The sequence below is a fragment of the Pseudoalteromonas sp. PB2-1 genome (assembly GCF_045040605.1).
Classification (GTDB): Bacteria; Pseudomonadota; Gammaproteobacteria; order Enterobacterales; family Alteromonadaceae; genus Pseudoalteromonas; species Pseudoalteromonas arabiensis.
This window is the reverse complement of sequence record NZ_CP090668.1, coordinates 70,356-96,597: the sequence shown is the minus strand read 5'-3', so window position 1 is coordinate 96,597 and position 26,242 is coordinate 70,356. Positions and strand designations below refer to the sequence as shown.

Here is a 26,242-nt window from a genome sequence, read left to right as displayed (position 1 = left end):
ACCTTAACATTTAAAAGCTGTGCTCTTAGATTAGCAATAAAGCATGGGGATAAATATCAAAAGTGACTCTTTTTCATACTTTCGCAATGGTTGCTTGCTTCTTTGTAATGATTCAATGAAGCGATAACATGAGCAATAGTGCCATTATTATTCGCAATAGGTTGAACATCACTCGTGTTAAAAGATGCCTCTATTTGCTTGTAAACCTGCTGCCACTCAGGAATTGATTCAATAACCTTTTGCTGGTCGGTTATAAATTCTCTCCAACGACTGACTTGTGACTGCAACGTTTCTTTTAGCTCTGTAGCGCATTGCTGTCGAAAGTCTTCAACTTGATAATTAAACGCACGTAGCTGCAAACTTTCAACAGGGAGTACATCAACAAGCTTATCAAGTGGCGCATCATGGTGATATTCATTTCGCAAATAGGCTAAATGGTGCAAAGTATAATAATGTGCAGGCTCAATAAACGTACTAAATGTTAGTAGTGTATTGATATTAGCCTGATTGGCATTATCAGCTAACACGTTTTCAAGACGAGAAATAAATTGCGCCTTATGTTTACTACCATGTTGTATAGCAAATTCATCCATAATCGCTAAACGGCGATACATATCTCGCTCATCGGTCATACTCTTGGGTGACCAAAAACGCTCAGCAATAGCATAAACGCGTGGCCAAAGGCGTGTATCTATGGTGTCTGTCGTGATTAGCTCCGCCCATATTGTCGCCTCACCGCCCAATACTTCGCCTGACTTTTTCACCTGCTGCGTATCGTGTAATGTTTGATTAAGCACTTGAATACTGGGTTTCTCATCAGGTTTAGTCTGTAAGTCATACGGGGTATTGCCAACAAATGCTGGTAAGTTACTCACTTTGTTAGTCGCAACAACCAGCATCGTAGGCCCCATCCATGTATCAATTAATACTTCGAACCCTGCTGCTCGTTGTTTCACATTTTTTGTTATAAACGCCCCTTTGCCTGTTATCGTAACTAAAGCGGCAAGCTCTGAATTGGCAGTTGTAAATACACTTATGTCGCCGGTAACAGCACTGCCCTTAAGGCGTGTTAGAGTGAACTGTGCGCTGCTTAAAATGTTGCTTGCGGTTAATGAGTCACGCTTTATAGGCTCAGGGTGATTACGATAATGGTAATTTGTCCATTGTGGCTGATCGATGTAAAAACCACTGGATAATAAACCGTCAAACCCTGCCTTTTGAATGGCAGCAAGAGAATGATGACCACGCCAAGACTGCACTAATGTTTGCTTAGGTAGTGTTGGATGTAATACTTCATCCCAACCAATCATTTTGCGATTATATTTAGCTAAGATTTTAGCAACACGTTGATTAAAATAAGCATGTAATGCGTGGCTATCTGGTAAGTCATGCTCAGCCATAAACGCTTGTATTTTTTTATTTTCTTGCCAGTCACGCGCATCCACTTCGTCACCACCGATGTGTAAATAAGCGTCGGGAAATAACTCCGTTAGCTCTTTTACAACGTCCTCTACAAATGTATACACTTTCGGGTTACTAGGGTCTAATAAGGGTCTAAATACCCCCCAATGGCGCTCTATCGACGTAGGAGTTGTCCCACTGCCGAGCTCAGGGTAAGCAAGCACAATACTGCTCGCGTGCCCTGGCACATCAAACTCCGGCACCACTCGAATACCTAACTGTGCGGCATAGCTAACCACGTCTTTAATCTGCTGCTGTGTGTAATAAAGCCCATCCGAAGCATGTTGATGTAATTTAGGGTAACTTTTAAGCGCTATACGCCAGCCTTGATCATCTGTGAGGTGCCAATGAAATACATTCATTTTTGCTAAAGCAAGCCCTCTAAGGGTACGCTTTACATCTGCAATTGGTAAAAAGTGTCTAACGCTATCAAACAGTAGTCCTCGCCACGGGTACGCTGGCGTATCATCAATTTTTATCGCACTCAGTAAGTAAGGCTGCTTTGTTGAAAACACTAACTGCGACAAGGTGCTAAATCCTCGAAGCATACCAAACTGAGTCGCGCTCTTGAGTAAAATACCTTGCGAACTAATACTCAACTGGTAACTTTCATCCACACCTAAAGTAGGGACTGCGGGTAGCCAGTTATCAACGTCGATAACCAGCTGTGCTTTATTTTTTTCTACCCAATTGACCTTTGCAAACTGCTGAATAAACGCAGCGTGCTCAAATAACCCTTCACTAGGGTCTCGGTATTTCTCAGCTAAATAGACAGTTAAGTTTTTTTGATCTAATTGAAACTTGCCTTCAAGCTCTGTGATATTTGCAGGCATCGGCATTAAAGGTAATGATTTAGCATGCGCGACACTTAGTATCCAAAGACTACAAAATACAACGCGTAAAATAAATGACATGGTTTAACCCTCACTATGCTCTAATTGAATGTTGGTTGCGACTATCGCCCCTTTAGCAACGATAACTTGACTCGCCAATTGCTGAGCAATCTCTACGGCGTATGTAATGGATCCCGTGTGTAAAAAAGCAGCTAAAAAGCCAGCACTAAAAGCATCTCCAGCTGATGTTGTATCTATAACCTGTGTTACAGGCGTCACAGGAAAGCGTTGCAATGTTCCATGCTCAAGCACCAGTGTATCTGCCAGTCCTTGCTTTATCACAACAAGGTCAGATGAACATTGTTGATAAAACGCAACTAACTGCTGCTCTGTGCATTCACCAAACACCCCATAATGATCATCATCGGTAACAAACAAATAATCAGCAAGCTGGAATGCTTTTTTAAAGTACCCAGCAGCATCGTCTGATTGCCAAAGTACAGACCGATAATTACTATCGAAAATCACTTTGCCGCCTGCCGTTTTAAAGGAATGCAATGCATCTAATAATAATTGTCGGCTTGGTGTATCTAAAATAGCTATACTAATCGCTGAGAAATAACAATGACTCATATTTCCTTCGCGCAAGGCATTAACGAACCTGTGCTGTGTATCTAAATAAAAATACTGCTTGGCAGCGCTGTCATCACGTTCATAACTAAAATTACGCTCTCCTTTTGCATCGGTTGTTATACCGTAGCTACCAAGGGTTTTATTCGCTGCTATTTGCAAGTAGTCAAGCGACAAGCCCTGCTTCTGCCAAAGGCAACGTGCAACGTCACTTACTTCATCACTACCCAGCGCCGTTACAAAGTTTACCTTCGTATTTTTTAATTGTAAGCGCTTAAAATACACCGCAGTATTATAAACATCGCCACCAAATCGAATGCTGTTATCACCGTCAAGCTCTTGCATTGCTTCGCCAAAAAAGGCCACATTAATCATGATGCATCGCCTCTCTTTGCTTATTTAAAATTGCTAATGCTTGTTCGCTACTGCAGCGCTGTTTTGGGGTAAATAAGGTCACAATAATACAAAGCAGCATTGATGCAGATGTTGCTGGAATAATGGGGTTACTCCAATAAGCTTGCCAACTTGGCGTTAAAATTACCGCCATTGACACAATAAATGACACTAATAATGCCGTCATAGCGCCCTGCCAATTAAATCGGGGCCAAAAATGCCCAAGCAGTACACAAACACACAACCCCGACATCAATGTCGCAATCATATTGGTGATGTAACCAATGACATCGTTAGTAAGTAACGCCAAAAGTAAAGCCGTGCCAATTGTTAGCACTAAACCTATGCGTGATAGCAAAACGACCTCACTGGCATGTGGCATCCGTTTAAATACCAGCATATAGATATCACGAATCAATACACTTACCGCCGCAATGGCATCGGAACTGGCACTTGAAATAGTGGCTGAGAGTCCAGCAATTATTACCAACGCCGCCAAGCCAAAAGGAAGAAGCTCAAAGGCCATATAAGGAAATGAAAAGGCACTATTTTCAAGGGTTGGGTTGAGCTTGTATGCAGCCATACCTATTATGGCAGGTACAATTGCAAACAGCAGATATAAACCGCCAGATAAATAAAATGACTGACGAATACTGCGAACATGCTTGCCAGAATATATCCGTTGGCGAAATGACGGTGCAACGAGTACGCCAACCAAGACTGCAAAAAACAACGAAATACCATGTACAACACCTATTTTATCGAGTGATAAAAAGCTTTGATTCAGTACAGGTTGTGCTTCGTTGATCATCATCAAACCATCCGCTTGATAGAGCGCAACACCCGCCATCAAGAAAAACCCTATAAACAATACTAGAGCTTGAATAGAGTCTGTCCACACAACGGCAACATAGCCACCTATTACCACATAAATACTAAAACCAAGAGCAATGAACAATTTAGCACTCAGTGGTGATAACCCCGTTAACCAAGCCAAATACATTCCGCCGCCTAGAATATGAGCGCCAAGCCAGCCAATACTGGCTACAAAAATGAATATAGCGATAGTATTTTTAACAAGCGGATCAGCCCCAACATAAAAAGAAACCTCTTCGCTCATGGTCATAAATTCATGCTTTCTGACAGGTGCAAATAGCTTTGCTAGCAGCAATATGCCGCATGCTCCACCAAGCCCATAAATCATCCCCGCCCAGCCATTGTTATAAGCAAAGCCAACTGCCCCCATTGAGGAGCCCGTGCCAACCATAGTCGCAACGGTTGTACCCAAGGTTAAAATAAAAGGAAGATTTCGTCCGCCTAGTAAAAAGTCGTCACCGGTTTTGCTATTACGACTTACCCACCAGCCAAACCAGATCATAAAAATCAGGTAGCCTAAAAAGGCCATTAGTAATTGCCACTTCATACAACATCCTGCTTCACCTCAGCCAAATTATTATCATTGCTTTATGCTTATTAGATGGCTTTGGTGCTTATAATTATTTTTATGTATGAGTTCAACAGCCTAAGCTGTCGAACTTTTTTAATTTATGGGGCTTTATAACACGTCACATCGACTTCAACTTTGCAGTCAACAACAAGGTCTGCGACGGCACAAATTCGAGCAGGCGGGTGCTCACCAAAAAACTCTTTAAACACCTTATTAAATGATTGAAAGTAACGCGCATCCGTTAAAATCACTTTGACATGCGCAACATATTCAAGGCCATAACCCGCTTCATCCATAATATCGATGCAGTTTTGAATCGCTAAACGAGACTGATCGATAATGCCACCTTCAACCACTTCACCGTCTTTCATTGGCGTTTGCCCAGACACCATCAACCAGCCCCCAGCTTCGATGGCTCGTGCAAAAGGTAAATGCTGACCACCGGTGCCTGTACCGCCCTCTGTTCCTATACGTTTAATCATATTACTCTCCAGTTGAAGTTAAAAACTTGCCCGAATATGCAGGCATTACTTGGTCATCAATAAAGGTTGGTTGACCATTGGTCCATACTCTGTGAATACCTGATGCTGGTAATTCAGAGTCAATAAATGTGGCGTTATCGCAAATAGCATCACTGTCAAAAAGCACCAAATCAGCAAACTTTCCTACGCTAATCTCACCACGGTCAGTTAAACCGTAATTACGAGCACTGAGTCCTGTCATCTTATGTATTGCTGTTGCGAGTGAGAAAATGCCCTCATCACGTGCGTACTTACCTAATACACGAGGAAACGATCCCCATAAACGAGGATGCGGATGGGGATCACACGGCAGACCATCGGAGCCAATCATGGTTTTTTCAAAGGCTAGAATCATTGCCACATCTTGCTCATCAAGCCCATGATAAACAGCACCAGCCGGTTGCAGCTTTTTAGCACTTTCAAGTAACGACAGCTGCCATGTATCTGCAATATCTTGCAGCGAACGCTCCGCCATTTCGGGGTGAGGATCTGACCACGTTATAAAAATTTCGAAGTCGCTGGTCACTTGTTTTAAGTCCAAAGTGCTTGAACTGGCTGCATAAGGGTAAGCATCGCAACTGCAACGAGAGTGCGAACCTTGGTTTGAAAACCGATTAATCAGCTCTGGCGCACGTCCCCAGTTATTTTTACCAGCGCATTTCAAATGCGAAATAATAACTTTTATATCAAAAGCTTGCTCCATCGCAAACGCTTCATCCATCGCCTCAATGACAGCGTCAAACTCAGTACGCAAATGAGTTGTATAGATAGCGTCATGGGCTTTTAAAACAGGGCCAAAGGCTTGAACTTCATCACTGGGTGCCTGATTCGCATTTTTATAAGCAAGCCCCGTACTCAAGCCAATCGCGCCAGCTGCAAGAGCAGCATCAAGCTCTTTACACATATGCTTAATCTCTGCATCATTTGCACCTCGCAAAAGATCATCCATGACATTATTACGCAATGTAGTATGGCCCACTAAAGCCGCTACATTCACATTTGCAGGTCTTGCTTGCAAAGCGTGAATATAATCAGCCATGGTGGCAAATTTAAATTCACTAAGTGCCCCCAATAAGTTCATCGGATCTGGGGCTGCTTCATTTAGCACAGCAGGGGCTGCACTGATCCCACAATTTCCAGTAATGACCGTTGTGACACCTTGGCTGATCTTCGCAGCCATATTAGGATTGCGCAGTACTTCCAAGTCATCATGGGTATGTACATCAATAAAACCAGGCGCTAAGCATAACCCTTTTGCATCTATAACTTGTTTAGCAGGCAATTCGTTGAGCTTGCCAATTGCTATTATGCGATCATCGCTTATCGCTACATCAGTGATTGAGGCTTCATTACCTTGGCCATCAAATACCTTCGCGCCTAGAATCAATGTATCCACAGGTGGTGAGTCTTTGCTGTGCATCATTAATCTCCTAGTGGGGCGCGATCAGGTCCTTGGCGATATTCATCTAACTCGTGTTTAATACGACGTAGTTTTTCGCGTGATTTTTTCTGCGTTAAAATGGCCACTTCACTTGCTAGCACATCGACTGCGGCTAACATGGCATAACGCGCTGTACTCGGTGTGAAAATATAGTCAGATTCATTTGTTTTTATTGGTAAATGAATGGAGGCAGTGTTAGCAAGTTCACTCTCTGGGCAAATAGCAATCACTTTTGCTCCATAATCTTTCGCGATATTCGCTGCATCAATTAAGTCTTTGGTATAGCCTGTTAGTGATAACACCACCACAACATCACTCACATCGACACTTGCTGCTGTCATGCGCATCATTACAGGGTCACTGTAAGCATTGCTTAAAATATCAAGCCTGAATAATCGGTTGTGGCACTCTTGAGCAACCACTGAGCTTCCTCCACCCACACCAAAAATTAAACTATGGCGACTATTTGCAATGTAATGAGCTGCTTGCTCAACATCCGTTTGATTAATTAGCCCTGCATTGACATCTAAAATGTCATGAATGGCCTGATAAATTGCCGGTATATCTTCACGCTGAGTGTTATTTTCAGTGATAAAACGCTCACCAACCGCTAAAGATTGCGCTAACTGCAACTTCATATCACGGACATTATTACAACCAAGCGCTTTCGCTAGACGCGTAATTGATGCATGACTCACGTTTGCTTTGTCAGCCAAATCACTAATGCTTGCCGAGGCTGCAAATTGCAAATCAGCTAAAATTAACTGAGCAACAGCTTGTTCTGATTGGCGTAGATGACCCAAGCGCTCTTTTATTCTTGAAACTATATCCAAACGTCTTTCTCCTAAAAATAAGTCTCGACGACATCAACCACATTGTAGTTATCGTCTATTACGTTGATGTAGCGCCACTTATCGAATGTTAAGCACGGATGAGAGGTAGCAAAGGCTACAATGTCGCCAACACGAAGTGTGGTATCATTGGGTACTTTCATCATGGCATGCTGGTCCATCATTTTTTCTATTTTCCAGTTGCTATTTGCAGCGCTTATTTGCCCTTGTTGATCAACATGAAGTGTTGGGATTGGAAACCCTGCATCAAACGCTGCATCTCGTTTACCAAAACCTATTATGGCCCTTCCTGGCTCGGGCATTGACTGCACATACGCCCAAATTTCTAAGCAAGATGTCAGCTCACTCCCCAAAGAGCATGCCAATTCATTGCGCGCTAATATTTGCTGTTGAGCTTGCTCATAAATTCCCTGATCATGAGTGACATAACAACCAGGTCGCAACACGGCTAGCATATTCTCGGTTAAATTATCTGGATGAAATGCCTCACACACTAAATCGTAGTAAGCCGACCCACCAGCGGTGATCATCACTTGCTTAGTATCAAACGCATTATCGGCGATAAGCTGTTTGCAGGTCGCAACCGCATACTCAAGAAATTGACTCACGGCAAGGGGATCGCCCAGCACACCTTCATAAACCTCTATACCCGCTAGAGCTAATGAATCGAATTTTGCTATTTCTGCGATCAACTCTGCCAATAATTGACTGTTAACCACACCACAGCGGCCATCAGGAACGCCAAGCTCAATCAGTACATGAATGGTGTGCTGAGTATTAGCAAAGTACTCACCAAGCATGCGTACGTTATCAAGGTTATCGACCAAGCAATAAAATACAATCTCATTGCTACTGAGCAAATCATCAAGCTGTTGATAGTTTGCCCGACCAATCAATTGATTTGCCATCAAAACTCGCTCAGCGCCACTCGTTACTGCTGCAACAGCTTGAGCTGTGGTTGCCACAGTAATTGCATATGCTCCAGCCGCTAATTGTTTTTTAAAGATGGCAGGTGTCATGGTTGTTTTACCATGCGGAGCAAATAACACATGGCTTTGGTTGGTATAGTCAGCCATCCAGCTAATGTTATTCAATAGGCGTGATTCATACAGACACAAGCATGGCAAACTGACATCTTGCTGTGCAATGTTCCACCCTGATTTGTGAAGCTGCTGAACATTACCGAGTCCTTTATTGGCTCGGCTTACGGTTTCCAAGTTTGCAACGCTTAATTTTTTCATTCAAAAACTCTTCATATAAATCAGCTGGTTAATTACTTTTCATTAAAAACCATACAAAAAATGTGACTTATTTAATGTAATGGGTATTGCAATTTTGTTAAATCTAATGTTAATTAATAACACAGCAACAGTCAATACATGTTACAAATTAACAGAAGATAATAATTAACTTTAAAAATACAGGATGAGGAACGTTTAAAATGAAAACTAAAACCCGTCACCAACATACACTCTCGCCAAGCATAACGGCTAAGGCTGTGGCAGCTGTCATTTGTGGGCTAAGTGGCCTAAATACAGTAGCCGCACAGCAAAGTGATTTGACAAACGATGAAATAGAAACCATCGAGGTACGTGGTATTGCAGCCAGTAACAAGCAAGATATTAATAACAAACGCTTTAGTACTGGTGTGATGGATTCAATCACCGCTGAAGATATTGGTAAATTACCCGATGTGACCATTGCAGATACTCTACAACGTATACCCGGTATTCAAATTCGTCGCTCAGCAGGCGAAGGATCAACGATTAATGTTCGTGGTATGCCGCAAGTGACAACGCTGTTAAATGGCGAACAATTTTTAAGTGCAGGCTCAATTACAACACTTCAACCTGACTTCACTGACGTACCTGCTGCGCTTTTATCGGGTATTGATGTACTCAAGTCTCCGCAAGCCGATATTCTCGCTGGTGGTATTTCAGGCACATTAGATCTAAAAACTCGCCGCCCATTCGACTTAGAACAAGGCACGACTTTTTCATTTACAGGCGAAGCGACACGCGGCAGCTTATCAGAAGAAACCGATCCTAAATTAGTGGCATTTGCGGGCTATAACAATGACAAATTTGGTATTATTTTCACTGCCGCTTATGATGAAAGTACACTTGCTAACTACCGTAATGGCACGATTTTAACCTCCAACGAGATTCAAAATGAAACCTCACGAGATTTCAATGGTGATGGAGACTTAAACGACAGTTACTACAGCCAACGTTTTTATGGCGTAATGCACCGAGAAACCGAACGAGATCGCCTCGGCTTAAACACCACTGTGCAATATCAGTTGTCTGATTCACTGACTTTTACCGGTGATATATTCTATACCGACATGGATGATGCGGATCGCAAGCAAGGGATGATGGTCGATAATGCCCGCGGCGAAATTTGGGCTTATTCAGATAACTTTATACCACGCCTCGACAACGACCGTGGTGGGCAAATTTACACTGTTAACAACGCCACATTAGAAGCACGACGTGTCAGTGCTTATTCAGAAAGCTTAACCAATGATCGTGAATCAACTAACGCAAGCTTACTCTTTGAATACCAAGGAGATGGCCCTCTTTCAGGTGAGTTCAGATACATACATGGTAGTGCCGAGCGCGGTCATACCGAAAATGTAGCGCATGGTTATTTAACCTCTGGCGCACAACATGGCCTACTTAGGAACGACGGCACAGGTGCAACACCGGTTAACCCAAATGGTGTTGGCCCAGATCCTGTCATGGTTGATTTCTCTCGTACTGGCGAGTACATCACCCTAGGTTTTGAGGAAGGCTTTGGCAGCGATATCAATCAATATAACCTAGTATCAACTTACTCAGAAAATAACTTCGAAGAAGAAGCAACGCTTGATGTTGCTAGACTTGATGGCCGTTATGAATTTTCAACAGACCACCTCACTAACGTCGATTTTGGATTACGGGCATCAAAACGCGATGTCGAGCGGGAAACGTATATTTTAGTGGCACCATTTACATCTGGTGATATTACCGCTGATGTCATGTGGAAAGACTCTGGGGCCTCTTTAGGCGATACCAATGGCGATGGTGAAAACAGCGTTGCGGGTGGTGATTTAACGATTGGTCATCCCAACTATTTTAGTGATTTACCAGACGGCTGGGTAAACCAAATAAATGACTTTGGACCAGGTGGTGTAGGACAAGGGTTTTATCTTATCGATCCGAAGGTAATGGATGACCCTATGGCATTCCAAAATGCTATTTACCGAGGCAATAAACGACTGGCTAACCCATCACGCACTTACAAAGTAAAAGAGCAAACCCAATCAGCTTACTTTAAATTTAATTTTGCAGGTGAGTTGGCTGAGATGAGTTACACCGCAAATATTGGTGCGCAATACATCAAAACAGAACTCGACATGTTACAAAACCAACTCGGTTCAGCACGTCCATGTTCATTATGTACCGCGAGTGAAAAAACAGGTGAAAAATGGTTAAGTCGTGATTATTCAGACTTCTTACCATCAATGAACTTTAATTTAAACCTCACTGAAGATTTCATTCTACGTGCTGGTTACGGCAAAACAATGACAACGCTGGACATTGGTAAACTTGCAGGCGGCATCAGTGTTGGTCGTACTCGTGCTGGTGATATCCTCGCAGCTGAACTCGGTGTGAGCCCAGACTTACTCGTTGCGGTACAAGGCACGCAAAATGGTAACCCAGATTTAGAGCCTTGGCGCGCAACTAACTATAACTTATCTGCCGAGTGGTATTTTAATGAAAGTGGCTTATTAAGTATTTCTGCTTTCTTAATGGATATAGAATCATTTGTCGAAAGTGGCACTGTAATGCTAGGTCTGCCAGACATTGACGGCGTAATTCGTCGCGAAGTACCTGTAACGACCGAAATTAATGGCGAAGGTGGTGAAATCAAAGGCTTTGAAGTTACCTATCAACAAGCATTCGACTTCTTACCAGAACCTTTTGATGGTTTAGGTACATCTCTAAACTTTACCTATGCCCCAAGTGACAGCGCTAACGTCGATGTTTACGGTAAGAGCTTACCAATTCAAGACAACTCTGAAAAATCAGCTAATGCTGTTTTATGGTATGAAAAAGGCCCATTACAACTTCGCTTAGCTGCAAACTATCGTAGTGATCGTCTCGATAGCTTAAGCTCCGCTATGGGCGAAGGCGTGGTGCCATTTTGGACTAAAAGTACACTGTATTATGACATGTATGCTGGTTATGAATTTGCAGAAGACACGAGCATTTATACGTCAATCAGCAATTTAACCGAAGAAAAAGAAGATATATACGCCCAGTGGTCAGATAATGTGATCACTCAAAATATCTTTGAGCGTCGTATTACGCTAGGTATTCGTACACGCTTTTAAGCGTTAACTAAATTTGGCTCACTTCTGCCCAAGTGATAAAAGACTAACTTAGTCTTTTTAATGAACAACGCGCCGCGTGGTTTAGCCAAATACAAAACCAGTACAGACTCCCCTTGGTGCTGTACTGGTTTTCTCGTTGTTACTGTATGAATATGTTAATATTATAAGCCTAACCAGTTCTACCTAGGCTATGTGATGACATCTCGTTTTTTTAACTCTATGCTGTGTGCTTCTGTATTACTAAGCTCAGCTCTTTTTTTACAAGGCTGCCAAGAGCAACCTAAAAGTAACAATATCAAAGTCGATGGTGGATTAATCCAAGGACAGCAACAAGGTCGCGTAATAACTTATAAAGGCATTCCTTATGCAGCTCCCCCTGTCGGTGATTTACGCTGGCGAGCACCGCAGCCTGTGCCAAAATGGCAAGATGTGAAAGTGCTTAGCAATTACGCCCCTGACTGTATGCAAAAACCATTTGCTGGCGATGCTGCACCGCTTACAACAACGCCATCGGAAGACTGCCTTTATTTAAATGTATTTAAACCCACTAAACACAGCGATACTCCTTACCCTGTTGTAGTATGGATACACGGTGGTGGCTTTGTAAATGGTGGCGCATCTCCCGCTGTTTACTCAGGCGAAAGCTTTGCTAAACAAGGCGTTATTTTTGTTAGCTTTAATTATCGATTAGGCCGATTTGGCTTTTTTGCCCACCCTGCTCTTACTCGTTTTGAAAACGATGCACTGGGCAACTACGCATTAATGGATCAAATTGCCGCCCTTGAGTGGGTAAAACAAAATATCGCTCAATTTGGTGGTGATGCTTCTAAAGTGACACTTATGGGTGAATCTGCTGGTGGCGCATCGGTGCATGCAATGATGCAAACCCCTGCTGCCAATGGCTTATTCCAACAAGCGATTATTATGTCAGCCGGCGGACGAGAGCTATTTAAGCAGTTGCCGCTTAAGAGTGATGACAACACTGTATTAAGTGCCGAAAAAATTGGCGAAAACTTTGCCAAGCAACACACCATTTTAGGCAGTGATGAAAATGCCCTTGCGGCGCTACGTGAATTATCTGCCGAAGACGTGGTTGATAACCTCAATCTGAGCACATTAAACCGACAAAATAATGATCAGTCTACTTACGTTGGCGGGCCAATTATTGATGGCACAATCATCAATTCGGCCACTGAAGCGCGCTTGAGTAAAGGCACATTTAGCCATGTTGCAACCATGGTTGGCACCACAGATATGGATTTAGGCTTTGCTAATTTTGCTTCAAAAGAGTCACTGTTCGCAAGCTTTGCTCCGCACAGTACACAAGCAAAAATGACTTACGATGCAAATGGCAAAACACCATTACCTTTACTCAATTACCAAGTAGGTCAAGATGCTTTAATGCAAGAGCCAGCAAGGTTCGTTGCAAAACGTGTGACAGATATGGGTAAAAATGCCTTTTTATATCGTTTTGGTTATGTTGCACAAACCTTAGATAAACCTGGTGCAGAGCACGCCAGCGAAATCCCGTACTTTTTTAATACTGTGGCAGCTAAATATGGGCATGTCACCACCGAGCAAGATAAGCAAGCCGCTAAAATAATGCACCGTTATGTGACTAATTTTATTAAATTAGGCACACCAAATGACCCAGGTTTACCAACATGGCAAGCATATAAAAATGATGAATCTTTTATACTGCAAATGAGCAAGTCTGGGACTGCAGAATTTTTACCTGATCCCTTACAAGCGCGCTTAAACATCACAGCAACAAAAGCTGAACAGCAGTAATATAAAATAAATAAGACGCTTAATATAAGCGCCTTATTTTTTACCCTTGCTGCTGCACATACTCAAGCGCAGTCATCTTGTGGTAGGTTACATTAGGATGAAATACGTGAGTAGGATCGGGGTCAACCACGTCAATTGGTGTGCCTTGGCTGCGTGCAATATCAAGTGCCATTTGCGTAATATTGACGCTAAACGAGGTGCCGATAAACACGATTTTATCGGCATCGAGCATGCGCTGTTGCGCCTCAGAAATTCGATAAAGTTCAGTGTAGTATTCATCAAATAACAATACGTAAGGCTTAAACGATTCGTTAAGCTTGGGGCTTTCATTACTGATATTGAACACCTCAAGCAATGAGTTGTGTAGATTGTCTTCGTTGACCTTATCCCACGGTGCGTTAAACGCCATTGCATCGTCACCTTGGTGGTGAAACAGTGTCATTTGATCTAAGCGACCATGAATAGCAATAAAATCGGTGTTACCTGCTTTGCCATCAAGACCATCTATATTTTGCGTAATGAGATTTTTATCACTCAACCAATGATGTACCTCATTGGGACCGTGATGCCGATACGTTGCAAAACGATGATAGTACCAAGCTAGAAACTCGCGGGGATTGTTTTCGTACATAGCACGGGTTGCCATTTCCATCGGCGTGTAATTTTTGCTACCAATGGTCCAAAAGCCATCTTCGCCACGAAAGGTCGGTATACCGCTAGCGGCACTCACTCCCGCCCCAGTAATATAGAGTGTATTCATAAAGAAAGGGCCACCTTGTAACCAAGTGCATCGGCTGTCACTTGTTGATTATTGTCCATACCACCAAGACGATACAAACTTCCTTGGTGCTCTAATAAACCTCGATGATCCATGCTCGCAGTATCGGCTTTTGGCATCACTTGCCAACTGTTTTTATCAACATCAAAGCGCCAAACATGATCACTCGCTGGCGCTGGTTTACCGTCGTATCCCATGCCATTGTAGTTATATGGGTTATCAGAGCCGCCCATCATATAAATGTCGCCATTAAAACTGGTTGCAGCCATACGGTAATGGGCAACACCTGTTGGATGTGGCACGGTACGCCAATCTATTTTTAATGGGTTATTTGCATCAATCGTGCCTTTTAAACACTGTGCAACCGTAGCAAAAGAACGACGCTTATCTGCATTCGCCTGTGTTTTTACACCATCACACACCAAAATTGTGTTACCACTAATTGCCGCCGCTTGGCCAAACACCGGTCGACCTAAAAAGGGCGAAGCCTGTTGCCATGTATCTGTTTGCGTATCATACACTTGTACAAGGTTAACATTGCCATCGTTATGCCAACCACTGACTAAATAGATATAACGCTGCTTATATGAAAGCGCCACACTGTCATCCACCGGCACTGGCATATTAGCAAGTTGCGTATATGAATTAGAGCGCACATCATAGCGATATACATCGGGTGTAGAGATTTCTTGATGATCGGCGCTAACGGTATAGCCACCAAATACATAGGCATGTTGACCAACACCCACTGCGGTACTCGCTAAACGACCAGTAAGGGGCAATGTACTTGGCACCGCTTTAGCCGCTTGCCACGCGTTATCGCCCACTTTGAGTACCCATACTTTATTGTGAACATCATTGTGTGCTTTGCCTGCCCCCAAGCCCATAAAGCTTAAAAAGTAGGCGTGTTCATCAATAACAACTTTGGCTACAGCGTTGTTGGCAACGGGCTCAGGTAAGGCGGGTATGGTTGCAAGTGCAACAGAAAATAGCAGGCTCATAAAATAAATAGATAACTTAACACATCGCTTAAGAATACCACTTTATGAGCCTGAAGAAAGACTCGTTATTAGTAAGCAATACTAATGCATTGATTTAAATGTGCTGCCGACTGTGCTTCATCAAGCATTGCTTTTGCATAATCGGTGACTGATATTTTGCTTTCGCCGTTTGCATCAGTAAAAAAGCTATCGCCACCGACACGGTATGGACCTTCTGACTCACCAGGGTAAATAACCGCAGCGGGTGACACAAATGTCCATGGTGTATCTGTTGTTGATGCTCTAAATACATCAAGTGCCTCACCTTGAGCAATAGCTTCTGCTTTGTATTCAGCAGGAAAATCAGGGCTTGATACCAGTGTTACACCGGGTGCCACTTCTAAGCTACCAGCACCGCCCACCCATAAAATGCGTGTGCCAGTACCTGCAAGCGCGTTTAGTAATTGCTTTGCTGTGTTTGCCACAATTTCATGGTTACCTAAAGCACGCCCCCCAATTGCAGCAATAACAACATCGCTCCCCGCTGCTGCGCTTGCGATATCATCGTTTGTTAAATCAAATTCAGTCACAGTAACGTTATCTTGGGTTACTTTACCTGCGTCTCTAACTAATGCATTTACTTGATGACCACGTGCGATTGCTTCTGAAGTAATGTGACTGCCAATCCAACCAGTTGCGCCAATAACTGCTAATTTCATGAGGAATGCTCCGTTGTTTGTTTCAATGATTGCAGTTTACTTGTTCACTAATTACTGATAAACACACTATATAGATACACATTGTTTCAGTTGAAGATACCAATGGACAAACTCAATTCAATTACTAGCTTTGTCGAAGTTGCCCGTACAGGCAGCTTTACTCAGGCCGCTGAACATTTAGGCTTAAGCCGGTTACAAGTGTCTAGGCATATTCAAGATATTGAAAAGTGGCTAAATTTAAGGTTATTTCATCGCACAACACGAAAAGTAAGTTTAACAATTCAAGGAGAAGAAGCCCTTAGCTACTGCCAGCAAATACTAACTCAAGTGTCTGATTTACAAAGCCGTGCACACAGCCATAACAATGAATTGGTGGGGACTATTCGCGTTGCCTCCCCTATTGGGCTTGGCCAACATAAACTGTTTGATGCCATTGAAGTGTTTACCAAACGCCATCCACAGACGCGATTTGAGCTGTTACTTTCAGATAGTTTATCGCAGCTTGTTGATGACCGCGTTGATATCGCTTTGCGTTACATCCATCAGCCAGATGAAGGACTCATTGCCCGCAAGCTCATGTATATCGCAACCGCTGTGTGTGCATCACACGATTATTTAGCTGCAAACCCACCAATTAATGAACCGAGTGACTTAACTGCACACAATTGCCTTATTCATAACAAACACAACATTTGGCAATTTCAACGCGGTGACAACACACAAAAAGTCACTGTTAAGGGCAACATTGTTGCCAACGATATGGGCGTACTTCTAAAAGCAGCAAAACAAGGCATGGGGGTGGCTCACCTACCTTGTGACCTTGCTAATGACTATTTGGCATCGGGAGAGCTTGTTAAAGTACTGCCAGAGCATACAACTATAGGCTCTCACTTATGGGCAGTGTATTTATCACATAACTTCCAACAAAATGTGGTCAGAGCGTTCATCGACTTTTTAGCAGAGCACTGGCAACAGGATATCTTATAATCTAAATCTGCTGCAAATACGTATAGGCTATAAAAAGGAGCCGTAATGCAGCATTTAGATCATGAAATATCTCGTATTATAGAAATGGCGTGGGAAGACAGAACCCCATTCGAAGCGATAAACCGACAGTTTGGCTTAAATGAAAAAAGCGTTATCGCGTTAATGCGTGAGCAATTAACAAACTCAAGTTTTAAACTTTGGCGAAAACGCGTATCTGGGAGGCAAAGTAAACATATAAAACTTCGCCACCCTGATATTCTACGTGGTTATTGCAAAACTCAATATAAGCACAGGTAACATTATTTAAGTTGGTCAGCAAACTGACCAACAGCATCCACCACTTTTTGCGCGCCGTTTTGAATGTCACTCATTACTTTTCCAGATTCAGTTGCAAGGCTGTAACCTTGCTCAGCTTTACTTTTTCCTTGCTCAATTACCTCTACCGTATTTTGCGTCAGCGCTCTGTTTTGCTGTACAACATCAACTATTTCAACAGTCGCTTTCGAGGTACGCGAAGCTAACTGTCTTACTTCGTCGGCAACAACTGCAAAGCCCCTGCCTTGCTCACCCGCCCTTGCAGCCTCTATTGCTGCATTAAGCGCAAGTAAATTAGTTTGATCTGCGATACTGCTAATACTTTGTACAATATTAGCTATATGCTGAGATTGCTTATCAAGTGCAGCTATTTCCGTTGCTGCTTGCTCCATTTTTTTTGCAAGTTCATCCATAACATTCACCATATCGCCTAACACCTCAGCCCCCTGATGAGCAATTTGGTCAGTTTCTGTCGAGGTACTATAGGCAATCTCAGCAGCTTGAGAGACTGCCATTTCACGATTAACTTGCTCTGTAATGACTGTTGCAAATTTTACGATTTTATAAAGCTCCCCTTGCTCACAAAAAACGGGGTTATAGCTTGCCTCAAGCCAAACAGGTTCACCATATTTATTAATTCGTTTAAAGCGAGACGCAATAAACTCGCCCTTTTGAAGCTTTTTCCAAAAATCGGCGTAGTCTGCTGAGTTTGCCTCCTCGGGCTCGCAAAATATACTGTGATGCTTTCCCACTATTTCTTGTTTTGCGTAGCCCACACCTTGTAAAAACTGTTCATTCGCAGTAATTACATGGCCAGATAAATCAAACTCAATCACTGCCATTGAGCGATGAATCGCTTTTACTAAATCTTGGTTTTCTCTTGACGTTTCTATAGTTCGGGTAAGTGCACTGGCATGCAAAGTGAACTGCTGGAACTGCTGCTGCCTATTAATAACGGGATGCAAAATAACCCGCAACCACGCCTGTTCATTGTGGGCATTTACAAGTTGTACAGCACCGACCCATGCCTCTTTATCATCAAGCGCTTTTTTAAAGCTCTGGTAATGACGGGTCGTTCTTGCCAGTTCAGGCACTAAACTAAGAAGTGATTTGCCTATCAGTTGATTTTTCTCATAACCTAGTTCAACGGTTGCTTGCTCATTCAGTGACAAGATATGTGCATTTTTATCTAGTTCTAAAGTAAGCATTTTACTATCGAGCGTATTTTTTACTTGTGAAACAGTAAACAACTCATCGTCTAATTCAGTAACTTTATTCTTTAATGATTGACTAAAAAACATGGGACTCTTCACGTTAAGGTAAGAAAAAAATACACCTTGGTCTGATGTATAGGCGCGCACATAGCAAAATAGTATATGCATGCTTACTTTAACGTATTTGTTACAGTAAAGTCCCTATTTTTGCGATAATAGGAAAATTCTTAAGACGAAATAAGAATTAACTTAACAATTTGAATATAAATGAGAAAAACACATCTTTAACTTGTTAGTTGATTAGCAAACTGCCCAACGGCATCGACAACCTCCTGCGCTCCTTGCTGAATATCTTCCATGACTTTTCCTGATTCATTCGCTAATACTTGCCCCTGTTCAGCCTTAACTTTACCTTGCTCTATCACTCGCACGGTATTTTGCGTAAGAGACTGATTGTCTTTTACGACATCAACAATTTCTTCTGTTGCTTTAGACGTACGAGACGCCAATTGCCTGACTTCATCAGCTACAACAGCAAAGCCACGCCCTTGCTCTCCGGCACGAGCAGCTTCAATCGCGGCATTTAACGCTAATAAATTGGTTTGTTCAGCAATACTACTAATACTTTGCACAATATTGGCTATCTGTTGTGATTGCTTATCAAGCGCTGCTATTTCCTGTGCAGCCTGTTCCATTTGCTGCGCAAGCTCATCCATCACAGCCATAGTGCTTTGTAAAACGTGTGCACCTTGTTTGGCGAGCTTGTCTGTTTCTGTTGAGGTGCCATAAGCAATTTCTGCTGCTTGAGAAATAGCATGCTCACGGTTCACTTGATCAGTAATGACAGTGGCAAACTTCATTACCTTATACAACTCACCAAAATCATTCGTAATAGGGTTATAAGACGCTTCAAGCCATACGTCATTGCCATAGCGGTCCACTCGTTTAAAACGCTCAGCAATAAATTCCCCCCGTCTGAGGCGCTGCCAAAATGCTTCATATTCTGCGGAGTTAGCGACCTCGGGCTCACAAAACATACTGTGATGTTTACCTACAATATCGTCTTTTTTATAACCCATAGCCGCTAAGAAAGGCTCATTTGCATTAAGCACAACCCCTTCTAGATCAAACTCAATAACGGCCATTGAACGGTAGATAGCATTAATAACATCCCGTTGCTCGCGAGAGCTGGCAATGGCATCAGTTAACACAGTGCCATAAATCGCAAAATAATCCAGCTCACCTTCTGCGGTATGAACTGGGTGAGCAATTAAACGTAACCATTCGAGCTTGCCATCGAATCGAGCTATTTGTAGATGACCGACGCCATGCTCTTGACAGTCAATTGCGCGTTTTAACGCTATAAATTGATCACTACTTTTAGATTGAGGTGTAACTATGTTTTCAAAAGGAGAGTTGATTAGCTGCTCAAGAGAGAAACCTAATTCATCTAGAAAGTTTTGGTTAATATAAGCCATATCCCCATCAGCATTAAGCCTAAGAACTAACATTTCTTCATCAATGCCTGCTGTTAGATCTTTAAGCGGGTAGAGCTCTGCTTTTAATGCTGCAATTTCAGCTTCTAAAGACTTACCAAACCACATAACACACCTTAATTAATAACGTATTGTTGTTCCTAGAATTGTAGAACAATTAACGCAAGGTGCTACTTTAAAACCATTAAAAAGAATGAGTGTACAATGACTAAGACGTTTGAGAAGTGAGTTTGACGTACTTATCAGCAAGTTCATCGAGTGATTCTCGATGATTTGGATCGGGTTTAATGCAATCAATAGGGCAAACACTCACGCAAGTCGGATTATCGTAATGGCCAACACACTCAGTGCATTTATTAGGATCGATTTGATAAATCTTCGCGCCCATATAAATAGCCTCATTCGGACACTCAGGATCGCACATATCACAGTTAATACATTTGTTATTGATGAGTAATGCCATGACACACCTTTAAGCACGATAATGAGTATTGCCATTAAAATCCACATTATGGATTTCGGACGCGACGAAATTGCAGCCGCGTAATATAGATTGCAGCGAATGAAATTTCCTTGATCTAGATCAACCTTAGAAGTACCAAGAATTTTCTTCGACCGATGTTCTAGAGTTACTGCATCAGCGGTTATTTACCGAGCTAAATTGTTTGATGAGGAAGTAAGATGCTTTTTATGGAAGCTAAACAGATTTTTAGTGTCTGCAACAGTTATTAGGAGGTAACTCGTTTCTGTCCCAAAATAAGTCAGGGTAAATGCTCTAACGACTGCTTTGTGCGTGTAAAAATATAGTTGCTTATCTAGCCAAACTTAGGTGTAATGGAAGCATAATAATGACTGAGTAACGCAGGGATAGCTTAGCGTTGGCTTGATATCGCTTAGGCCAGAAAAAACAAATTCCCATAGCATAAACAACACCAACTCTGACACACCGAGCAGGTAGCGGCTCAGTCCAACAAGCTACACTACAACACAAACTGCGTGTCGCATAAATACTAAAATGTTAGTTTTTTTAAATATATCGGTAAAAATAAGGTAAACTATGAAGCATGATGTTTGGGTTTTAGTATTGGCTCCTGGTGATAAAGATTACTCAGATTTTTGTTTTGATACGGGTATTATCGGTACTGGTTGGGCTAGCGTAGATGGTTACCACCATGTATTAGCAAAAAGCGAACAGGAAATTGGACAAGGCTATGATCTCGCATACTCTGGTGAGGATTGGGCGGATAATGACAATCGCAATAAAGCAATTTATGCGTTAAATAAAATAGCAAATGAAATAAAAACTGGTGATAAAGTCCTAATCCGAAAAGGCAATAAAAAACTTTTAGCAGTTGGTGAAGTTACTGGGGATTATAAGTTCAAGAAAAATTGGGTTGGCAGAGATCTTAGTCATATCCGTGATGTTCGATATACAGCCATCGCAAGAGAACAAAATCTATTCGACATAATGGTTAAACACCTAGGTAAGCAATTTTCTATGGGGCATACTATTTACTACTTTGGAGAAATCGATCACAGCGTATGGGGTGGTTTTGTAGAAGGTTGTCGTGATAAATTGATGGAAACGCTATAAACCTAACAAGCAATTTAAGAGTGATTCCCAAGGCTTGGCACTTTTCATTCCATCGTTGGGTTTTGCGTTTAAGGTGGTATGGTTCGGTTTCGGGGTAGCGTTGCTCACACCTTAATTGGGCGTCACCGAATAAATACTCAAACTCATTTCTGTCCAAAAATGAGTTGTTTACCTGTTTACTCATCCCAATAAATTAGAATACATTGAGAAGCGACTCAATGTATTCTAATGATAAGCGCTAGCCTTGAGAGAGAAGCCATTCTACAGCTGCGTCAAAACCTTTATCAGTTCCATTTACGCGATCTTACAGGTTAAAAAATGACGTTTGAATCATCGGTGGGATACCTGTTTGCTCGTATAACACGCGCTGATTTGATAATTGTTTCATGTTAGAAAGCCCAAAGATAAAACCATTCGGTAACGATTTAATTAAACTACCCGATAACATTCCTTGCGTTGCCTCTCCTATTAATGTCACTTTTTCTGATGTACTAAGCATCAAAGTTGCAAGCTCAGCAGCAGAAGCCGTTGTGTTACTTATCAGCACTACAACGGGTTACCATAATTGTGTGCTGCGGGTGTGAGTGTTACAAACTGCTCAGGGGCAAACTGATTTCCGTAACGAGTACTTTTAATGTAGCCCGTTTGTGGGCTGGCAATAAAATACTCAGCGAGTACTTTTGCCAAATAAGTATAGCCGCCACCGTTAAATCTAAAATCAATAATCACACCATCTGTTAATTCGAAATCAGCGATAACTTGCTTCATTGTACTGTGCAGTAAAGCAAGTGCTTAAGGGTGCTTATTCCCTTCGGTATAGTCGTTAAAACTATCAATAAACAGATAACCTAACTTTTCGTGCGTCCCCCAAATAATGTGGTCATTAGCTGCAAATGATAAAGTGTCTGAAGATAAATTACTTAAAATAGCAGCCTGAATGAGGTCTTCACTCTCTTAGATGTACTGTGCTAAGACTGCCTATGAATAGCCACTTTATCGCCGTCTGAGATAAAAGTATATCCATTTAGCAAGGGCTTAATTGCCGCAGATATAATTTCAAGTAACACTGCTTGAAGATGTAATAAATCGATAAAGCGCATCGAGCGGAAGTGGTTTACTAAAATAATAACCTTGTACTTGTGAACACGCGAGTTCCTTAAGTATTTTCACCTGCTGCTGGGTCTCGACCCCTTCGGCAATTGACTCCATATTTAACGCGCTGGCTAAATCAATCATGGCTTTAACGATTGCTTTGTCTGCATCGCTGGGGTTTTCTAAATCATCAATAAACGATTTATCTATTTTGAGCTTATCGAGTGAAAAGTCTTTTAAATAATTCATCGACGAATAGCCTGTGCCAAAATCATCAATCGACATTTTAAAGCCGGCCTCACGTAATTTAGAAATGGTGTTTAATGCAAATTTGGGATTACCAATGGCAATGGTCTCGGTCAACTCAAGCTCGATACATTCAGGGTTAACGGAATGTGTTTGTAAAACCGCAATTAAATCACTAAGCAAATGCTTTTTAATGAATTTAGTCGCCGATAAGTTAATCGCAAACGTCAGTTTTGGCATATCACTTTCTTGCCATTGACGAACAGTTTTAACGGCATTTTCAAATACCCAGTCATCAATTTCACTGATGCGCCCGCAACTTTCAGCAATAGGAATAAATTCGGCGGGTGATACATCACCCAGTATTTCTGAGTGCCAACGAAGTAACACTTCTGTGGCAACGGTTATACCCGTTGCAAGTTCGATCTGTGGCTGAAATACCAACGAAAACTCATTATGTTCAATCGCATAATTAAGCGCATTTATAATCTGTAGCTGTCGCAGTCCAGACTTATTCATCTCCTCAGCGTAAAATAGCGTATTATTACGACCTAGCTTTTTAACTTCGAACATTGCTGACTCGGCCATTTGCAATAACGGCTCAAACTCTTTGCCATCAATAGGATATAAAGCAATACCAATAGAGGCCGTAACAACAATTAACTCATCATTGACCAATAACGGCTCGCTTATCACCCTTAATAATTCTTGTGTGCTTTTATTTATGGCGCCTGTTGATGTATAGGGAGTAATAAACGCAAAACGATCGCTTTGTAAACGCGCCACCATTATATGCTCCCCTAAAAAGCTACGAATTCTGGCGCTTAACTTTTGCAAAACTAGGTTACAATGAGCTATCCCCATTGCTTTGTTTAGTATTTTAAAGTTATCTAAACCAATCAATATGAACGCAGCTTTCGAATCTTCGTGTGGCTTGGCAATTCCTTCAAATTCCATTTTTAATCTGTCTTGATTTGCCAGTCCAGTTAGTTGGTCAAAATAGGAAAGTTGATGAATGCGTGTTTCACTCTCAACTTCTTTAGTCATATCGTGTTGAAATGATATGTAATTGCTCACCTTGCCTTGTTTGTCGAGAATGGGGTAAATTGTTGTTTGCTCAACAAGGGTTTTGCCATGCTTCGTCATATTAACTAACGCCCCTACCCAAGCTTGTTTATTTTTAAGTTGCTGCCACATTTCTTCATAAACAGAAGATTCTGTTAGCCCTGCACTTATTGTTTGAGGGCTTTGCCCTATTAGCTCATCGTAGTCATACTGGCACATGTCTAAATAAGCACGGTTCATATACTCAATTTTGGCATCTGTGTTGGTAAACATGATGGGGTGTGGGTTTTGTTCAACTGCTTGTGACAGAATATGCATGCGTTTATTTAGGTTTATTTTATTAAACCACTGCCACACTGACTCAGCCCATACTGTAAGCATGTTTTTGTCATGCACTGTGAACACTTTTTCGATATGTTGCAAAATGATAGCCATATGACATTTTCCATAGCGAAGAATTGGCACAACTAATAAAGAATTTGAATCACTCGGTAAACCAAATTCTTTTGCTTGTTTACGATTAACAATAACCGCTTCACCAACGGCTACTTTTGCTTGTAATTTTTCGGTACACACGGCAAATGTAGAACCATGTTCAGCTCTATAGGTAAGTTGCTTTTGTTCATTACAGATAAACAGTGCAGCACCATCACAGTTTGTTATCGCACGTGCATGCTCGACGGCATAATTTAGCAATACATCTTGGTCATCTTGAAAAGAGATTTCGGTCAAATGTAACAGACCTCGATTAAACTTACTCTGTTGTATCAGTGCAGCTACGCGGCCAACTTTTTCAGATACATCGCGAGCATTCACTAAATAGGTAGGGCCATTATTATCATATTCAAATAATGTAATAGAAAACTCAAAATGAATCACACGTCCGTTAAATGCAATAGGTAATGGATTCAACAAACACACCCCCGAACGTTTTGACTCTTTTAAACCTTTTATAAACTCTTGCGCATCTGAATCTGAAAATAACTCTAGGATGCTCTTCCCTACTATACTTTTAATGAAGATATGATTATCAGAATTATCACTAAAAACCTCACTAAATGTGCCATTTTCTTCAAGCTCGAATACTGAATCGGGTAATGCAGTCAGCGTTGCTGATAATTGCTTAGTTGAGTTTTCAAGTGCCGCATAGGGCTTAATAACGGTTTCTACAAAGAGAATTTTATAGAGTAAGAAATAAGTTAACCCTTTATAAACGTGACCAAAAAAGTTAAAGATATTGGTCGTGTGTGAGGTGTCATTAAATACTACAAAACATGTTTCGCTCAAAATAGCGATTACGCATACAAGGGTTTTGTCTGCTATGTTCAAATTTGCTCTAGGCTTGCTTAACTGAGAGGCGAACATAAAAGCTGCACTGGTATAAAGGACTAATACACTCAGCTCTATGATAAATTTTACGTGGCTTGCCCCTTTTCCTTGAATGTATATAGCTGATAACCATTGGGGCGAATAGAACATTATACTAGCAATACAGAAACTGAAGAACAGTAATGAAATTAATAATATATTGGCATTAAGAGGCTTATATTTAAACCAGATCCCCATCGCGATAATTAGAAATGCTGCGGCATTAAAAAGTCGTGCAATTAACCAAAAATTAAGCACTAAACTCATTTGCTCTTCACTTTCATGCATATTGTCATAAGCTAAAAAGTGCAAGGAGTCGAAAATAGCAACACACAACATTGTGCATGCAAGCAACAGCAACTGATAATTTTTAGTAAAATGCCAAGTATTCCAACCAATGGCAAAAATCAAAAACGAGATGACAACCGAAAACAGCTCTACGCTGGTGTGCATAGCAACATAAAACGGTATTTCAGCAATTAAACCAAACCACTCTAATAGCAATACAACGGCAATCAAAACAATACCCGCAACAATATATGGCAGCGTGTGTAAAAGCTCTCGATGATGGGATTTATGGACTAAAAATTTCACCATAACTTTTAATTAAATTTGTTAGTTGCCTTATAAAAAGGATAG

At 41.6% G+C, this 26,242-nt stretch carries 20 protein-coding genes and 2 pseudogenes; 5 read left to right on the top strand and 17 right to left on the bottom strand.

What is annotated here, in order from left to right; all coding sequences use genetic code 11:
- Positions 1-56: 56 nt before the first annotated feature.
- The 7 genes from L0Z67_RS17395 to L0Z67_RS17365 all read right to left on the bottom strand — a co-directional run bounded on the left by L0Z67_RS17395 (position 57) and on the right by L0Z67_RS17365 (position 8,818).
- Positions 57-2,375: a family 20 glycosylhydrolase gene (locus L0Z67_RS17395; protein WP_392353570.1), complete on the bottom strand. Its 2,319-nt coding sequence runs from the start codon at positions 2,373-2,375 to the stop codon at positions 57-59.
- A 3-nt stretch (positions 2,376-2,378) separates the two neighbouring features.
- Positions 2,379-3,299 (bottom strand): sugar kinase, encoded by a 921-nt coding sequence (locus L0Z67_RS17390; RefSeq protein WP_392353568.1) that lies wholly within the window; start codon positions 3,297-3,299, stop codon positions 2,379-2,381.
- Positions 3,292-4,740: a sodium:solute symporter family protein gene (locus L0Z67_RS17385; RefSeq protein WP_392353566.1), complete on the bottom strand. Its 1,449-nt coding sequence runs from the start codon at positions 4,738-4,740 to the stop codon at positions 3,292-3,294. Before L0Z67_RS17385 ends, L0Z67_RS17390 begins: the two co-directional genes overlap by 8 nt.
- A 122-nt stretch (positions 4,741-4,862) precedes the next feature.
- Entirely contained in the window at positions 4,863-5,246 is a 384-nt protein-coding gene (locus L0Z67_RS17380; RefSeq protein WP_392353564.1) for a RidA family protein, read from the bottom strand.
- A 1-nt stretch (position 5,247) separates the two neighbouring features.
- Positions 5,248-6,708, bottom strand: a complete 1,461-nt coding sequence (locus L0Z67_RS17375) for an amidohydrolase family protein (RefSeq protein ID WP_392353562.1) — start codon at positions 6,706-6,708, stop codon at positions 5,248-5,250.
- Positions 6,708-7,559: a MurR/RpiR family transcriptional regulator gene (locus tag L0Z67_RS17370; RefSeq protein ID WP_062567688.1), complete on the bottom strand. Its 852-nt coding sequence runs from the start codon at positions 7,557-7,559 to the stop codon at positions 6,708-6,710. Before L0Z67_RS17370 ends, L0Z67_RS17375 begins: the two co-directional genes overlap by 1 nt.
- An 11-nt stretch (positions 7,560-7,570) precedes the next feature.
- A complete protein-coding gene (locus tag L0Z67_RS17365) occupies positions 7,571-8,818 on the bottom strand; it encodes an amino acid deaminase (protein WP_392353561.1) in 1,248 nt (415 codons plus the stop codon).
- A 200-nt stretch (positions 8,819-9,018) separates the two neighbouring features.
- Between L0Z67_RS17365 and L0Z67_RS17360 the strand changes: the two genes are divergently transcribed.
- The gene (locus L0Z67_RS17360; RefSeq protein WP_392353560.1) at positions 9,019-11,958 is read left to right on the top strand and encodes a TonB-dependent receptor; all 2,940 of its coding nucleotides are present in this window, start codon (positions 9,019-9,021) and stop codon (positions 11,956-11,958) included.
- A 195-nt stretch (positions 11,959-12,153) separates the two neighbouring features.
- Entirely contained in the window at positions 12,154-13,749 is a 1,596-nt protein-coding gene (locus L0Z67_RS17355; RefSeq protein WP_392353558.1) for a carboxylesterase/lipase family protein, read from the top strand.
- Positions 13,750-13,789: 40 nt separating this feature from the next.
- Here the strand turns inward: L0Z67_RS17355 and L0Z67_RS17350 are convergent, their stop codons facing one another.
- The 3 genes from L0Z67_RS17350 to L0Z67_RS17340 all read right to left on the bottom strand — a co-directional run bounded on the left by L0Z67_RS17350 (position 13,790) and on the right by L0Z67_RS17340 (position 16,226).
- Positions 13,790-14,509 carry a Sir2 family NAD-dependent protein deacetylase gene (locus L0Z67_RS17350; RefSeq protein ID WP_062567692.1) on the bottom strand — a complete coding sequence of 240 codons (720 nt, stop codon included), beginning with the start codon at positions 14,507-14,509 and terminating at the stop codon, positions 13,790-13,792.
- Entirely contained in the window at positions 14,506-15,528 is a 1,023-nt protein-coding gene (locus L0Z67_RS17345; RefSeq protein WP_062567693.1) for a kelch repeat-containing protein, read from the bottom strand. The genes L0Z67_RS17350 and L0Z67_RS17345 overlap by 4 nt, the downstream gene beginning before the upstream one ends.
- Before the next feature lie 68 nt (positions 15,529-15,596).
- Complete coding sequence (locus L0Z67_RS17340; RefSeq protein ID WP_062567694.1) at positions 15,597-16,226, bottom strand: NAD(P)-dependent oxidoreductase; 630 nt, start codon at positions 16,224-16,226, stop codon at positions 15,597-15,599.
- A 102-nt stretch (positions 16,227-16,328) separates the two neighbouring features.
- Between L0Z67_RS17340 and L0Z67_RS17335 the strand changes: the two genes are divergently transcribed.
- Both L0Z67_RS17335 and L0Z67_RS17330 read left to right on the top strand, forming a co-directional pair.
- Positions 16,329-17,213: a LysR family transcriptional regulator gene (locus L0Z67_RS17335; RefSeq protein WP_392353555.1), complete on the top strand. Its 885-nt coding sequence runs from the start codon at positions 16,329-16,331 to the stop codon at positions 17,211-17,213.
- Positions 17,214-17,258: 45 nt separating this feature from the next.
- On the top strand, positions 17,259-17,510 hold the full coding sequence (locus L0Z67_RS17330; protein ID WP_062567696.1) for a TIGR03643 family protein: 252 nt from the start codon (positions 17,259-17,261) through the stop codon (positions 17,508-17,510).
- 2 nt (positions 17,511-17,512) lie between these two features.
- Here the strand turns inward: L0Z67_RS17330 and L0Z67_RS17325 are convergent.
- From L0Z67_RS17325 to L0Z67_RS17310, 4 genes and pseudogenes are all read right to left on the bottom strand, one after another.
- Positions 17,513-17,941 (bottom strand): annotated as a pseudogene (locus L0Z67_RS17325) (methyl-accepting chemotaxis protein); the annotation flags it as partial.
- A 162-nt stretch (positions 17,942-18,103) separates the two neighbouring features.
- Positions 18,104-18,736: pseudogene (locus L0Z67_RS17320) on the bottom strand (PAS domain S-box protein); the annotation flags it as partial.
- A 290-nt stretch (positions 18,737-19,026) separates the two neighbouring features.
- A complete protein-coding gene (locus L0Z67_RS17315; RefSeq protein WP_062567698.1) occupies positions 19,027-20,346 on the bottom strand; it encodes a PAS domain-containing methyl-accepting chemotaxis protein in 1,320 nt (439 codons plus the stop codon).
- Positions 20,347-20,446: 100 nt separating this feature from the next.
- A complete protein-coding gene (locus tag L0Z67_RS17310; RefSeq protein WP_062567699.1) occupies positions 20,447-20,701 on the bottom strand; it encodes a YfhL family 4Fe-4S dicluster ferredoxin in 255 nt (84 codons plus the stop codon).
- Between the two features lie 594 nt (positions 20,702-21,295).
- On the opposite strand from L0Z67_RS17310, the gene L0Z67_RS17305 reads away from it, so the two are divergent.
- Positions 21,296-21,832 carry a hypothetical protein gene (locus L0Z67_RS17305; RefSeq protein WP_062567700.1) on the top strand — a complete coding sequence of 179 codons (537 nt, stop codon included), beginning with the start codon at positions 21,296-21,298 and terminating at the stop codon, positions 21,830-21,832.
- 304 nt (positions 21,833-22,136) lie between these two features.
- On the opposite strand, the gene L0Z67_RS17300 is transcribed toward L0Z67_RS17305, so the two are convergent.
- The 3 genes from L0Z67_RS17300 to L0Z67_RS17290 form a co-directional block, all read right to left on the bottom strand.
- Positions 22,137-22,379 (bottom strand): S41 family peptidase, encoded by a 243-nt coding sequence (locus L0Z67_RS17300; protein WP_062567701.1) that lies wholly within the window; start codon positions 22,377-22,379, stop codon positions 22,137-22,139.
- The gene (locus tag L0Z67_RS17295) at positions 22,379-22,600 is read right to left on the bottom strand and encodes a S41 family peptidase (protein WP_062567702.1); all 222 of its coding nucleotides are present in this window, start codon (positions 22,598-22,600) and stop codon (positions 22,379-22,381) included. Before L0Z67_RS17295 ends, L0Z67_RS17300 begins: the two co-directional genes overlap by 1 nt.
- A gap of 288 nt (positions 22,601-22,888) precedes the next feature.
- Positions 22,889-26,200, bottom strand: a complete 3,312-nt coding sequence (locus tag L0Z67_RS17290; protein WP_392353552.1) for an EAL domain-containing protein — start codon at positions 26,198-26,200, stop codon at positions 22,889-22,891.
- Between the last annotated feature and the right edge of the window lie 42 nt (positions 26,201-26,242).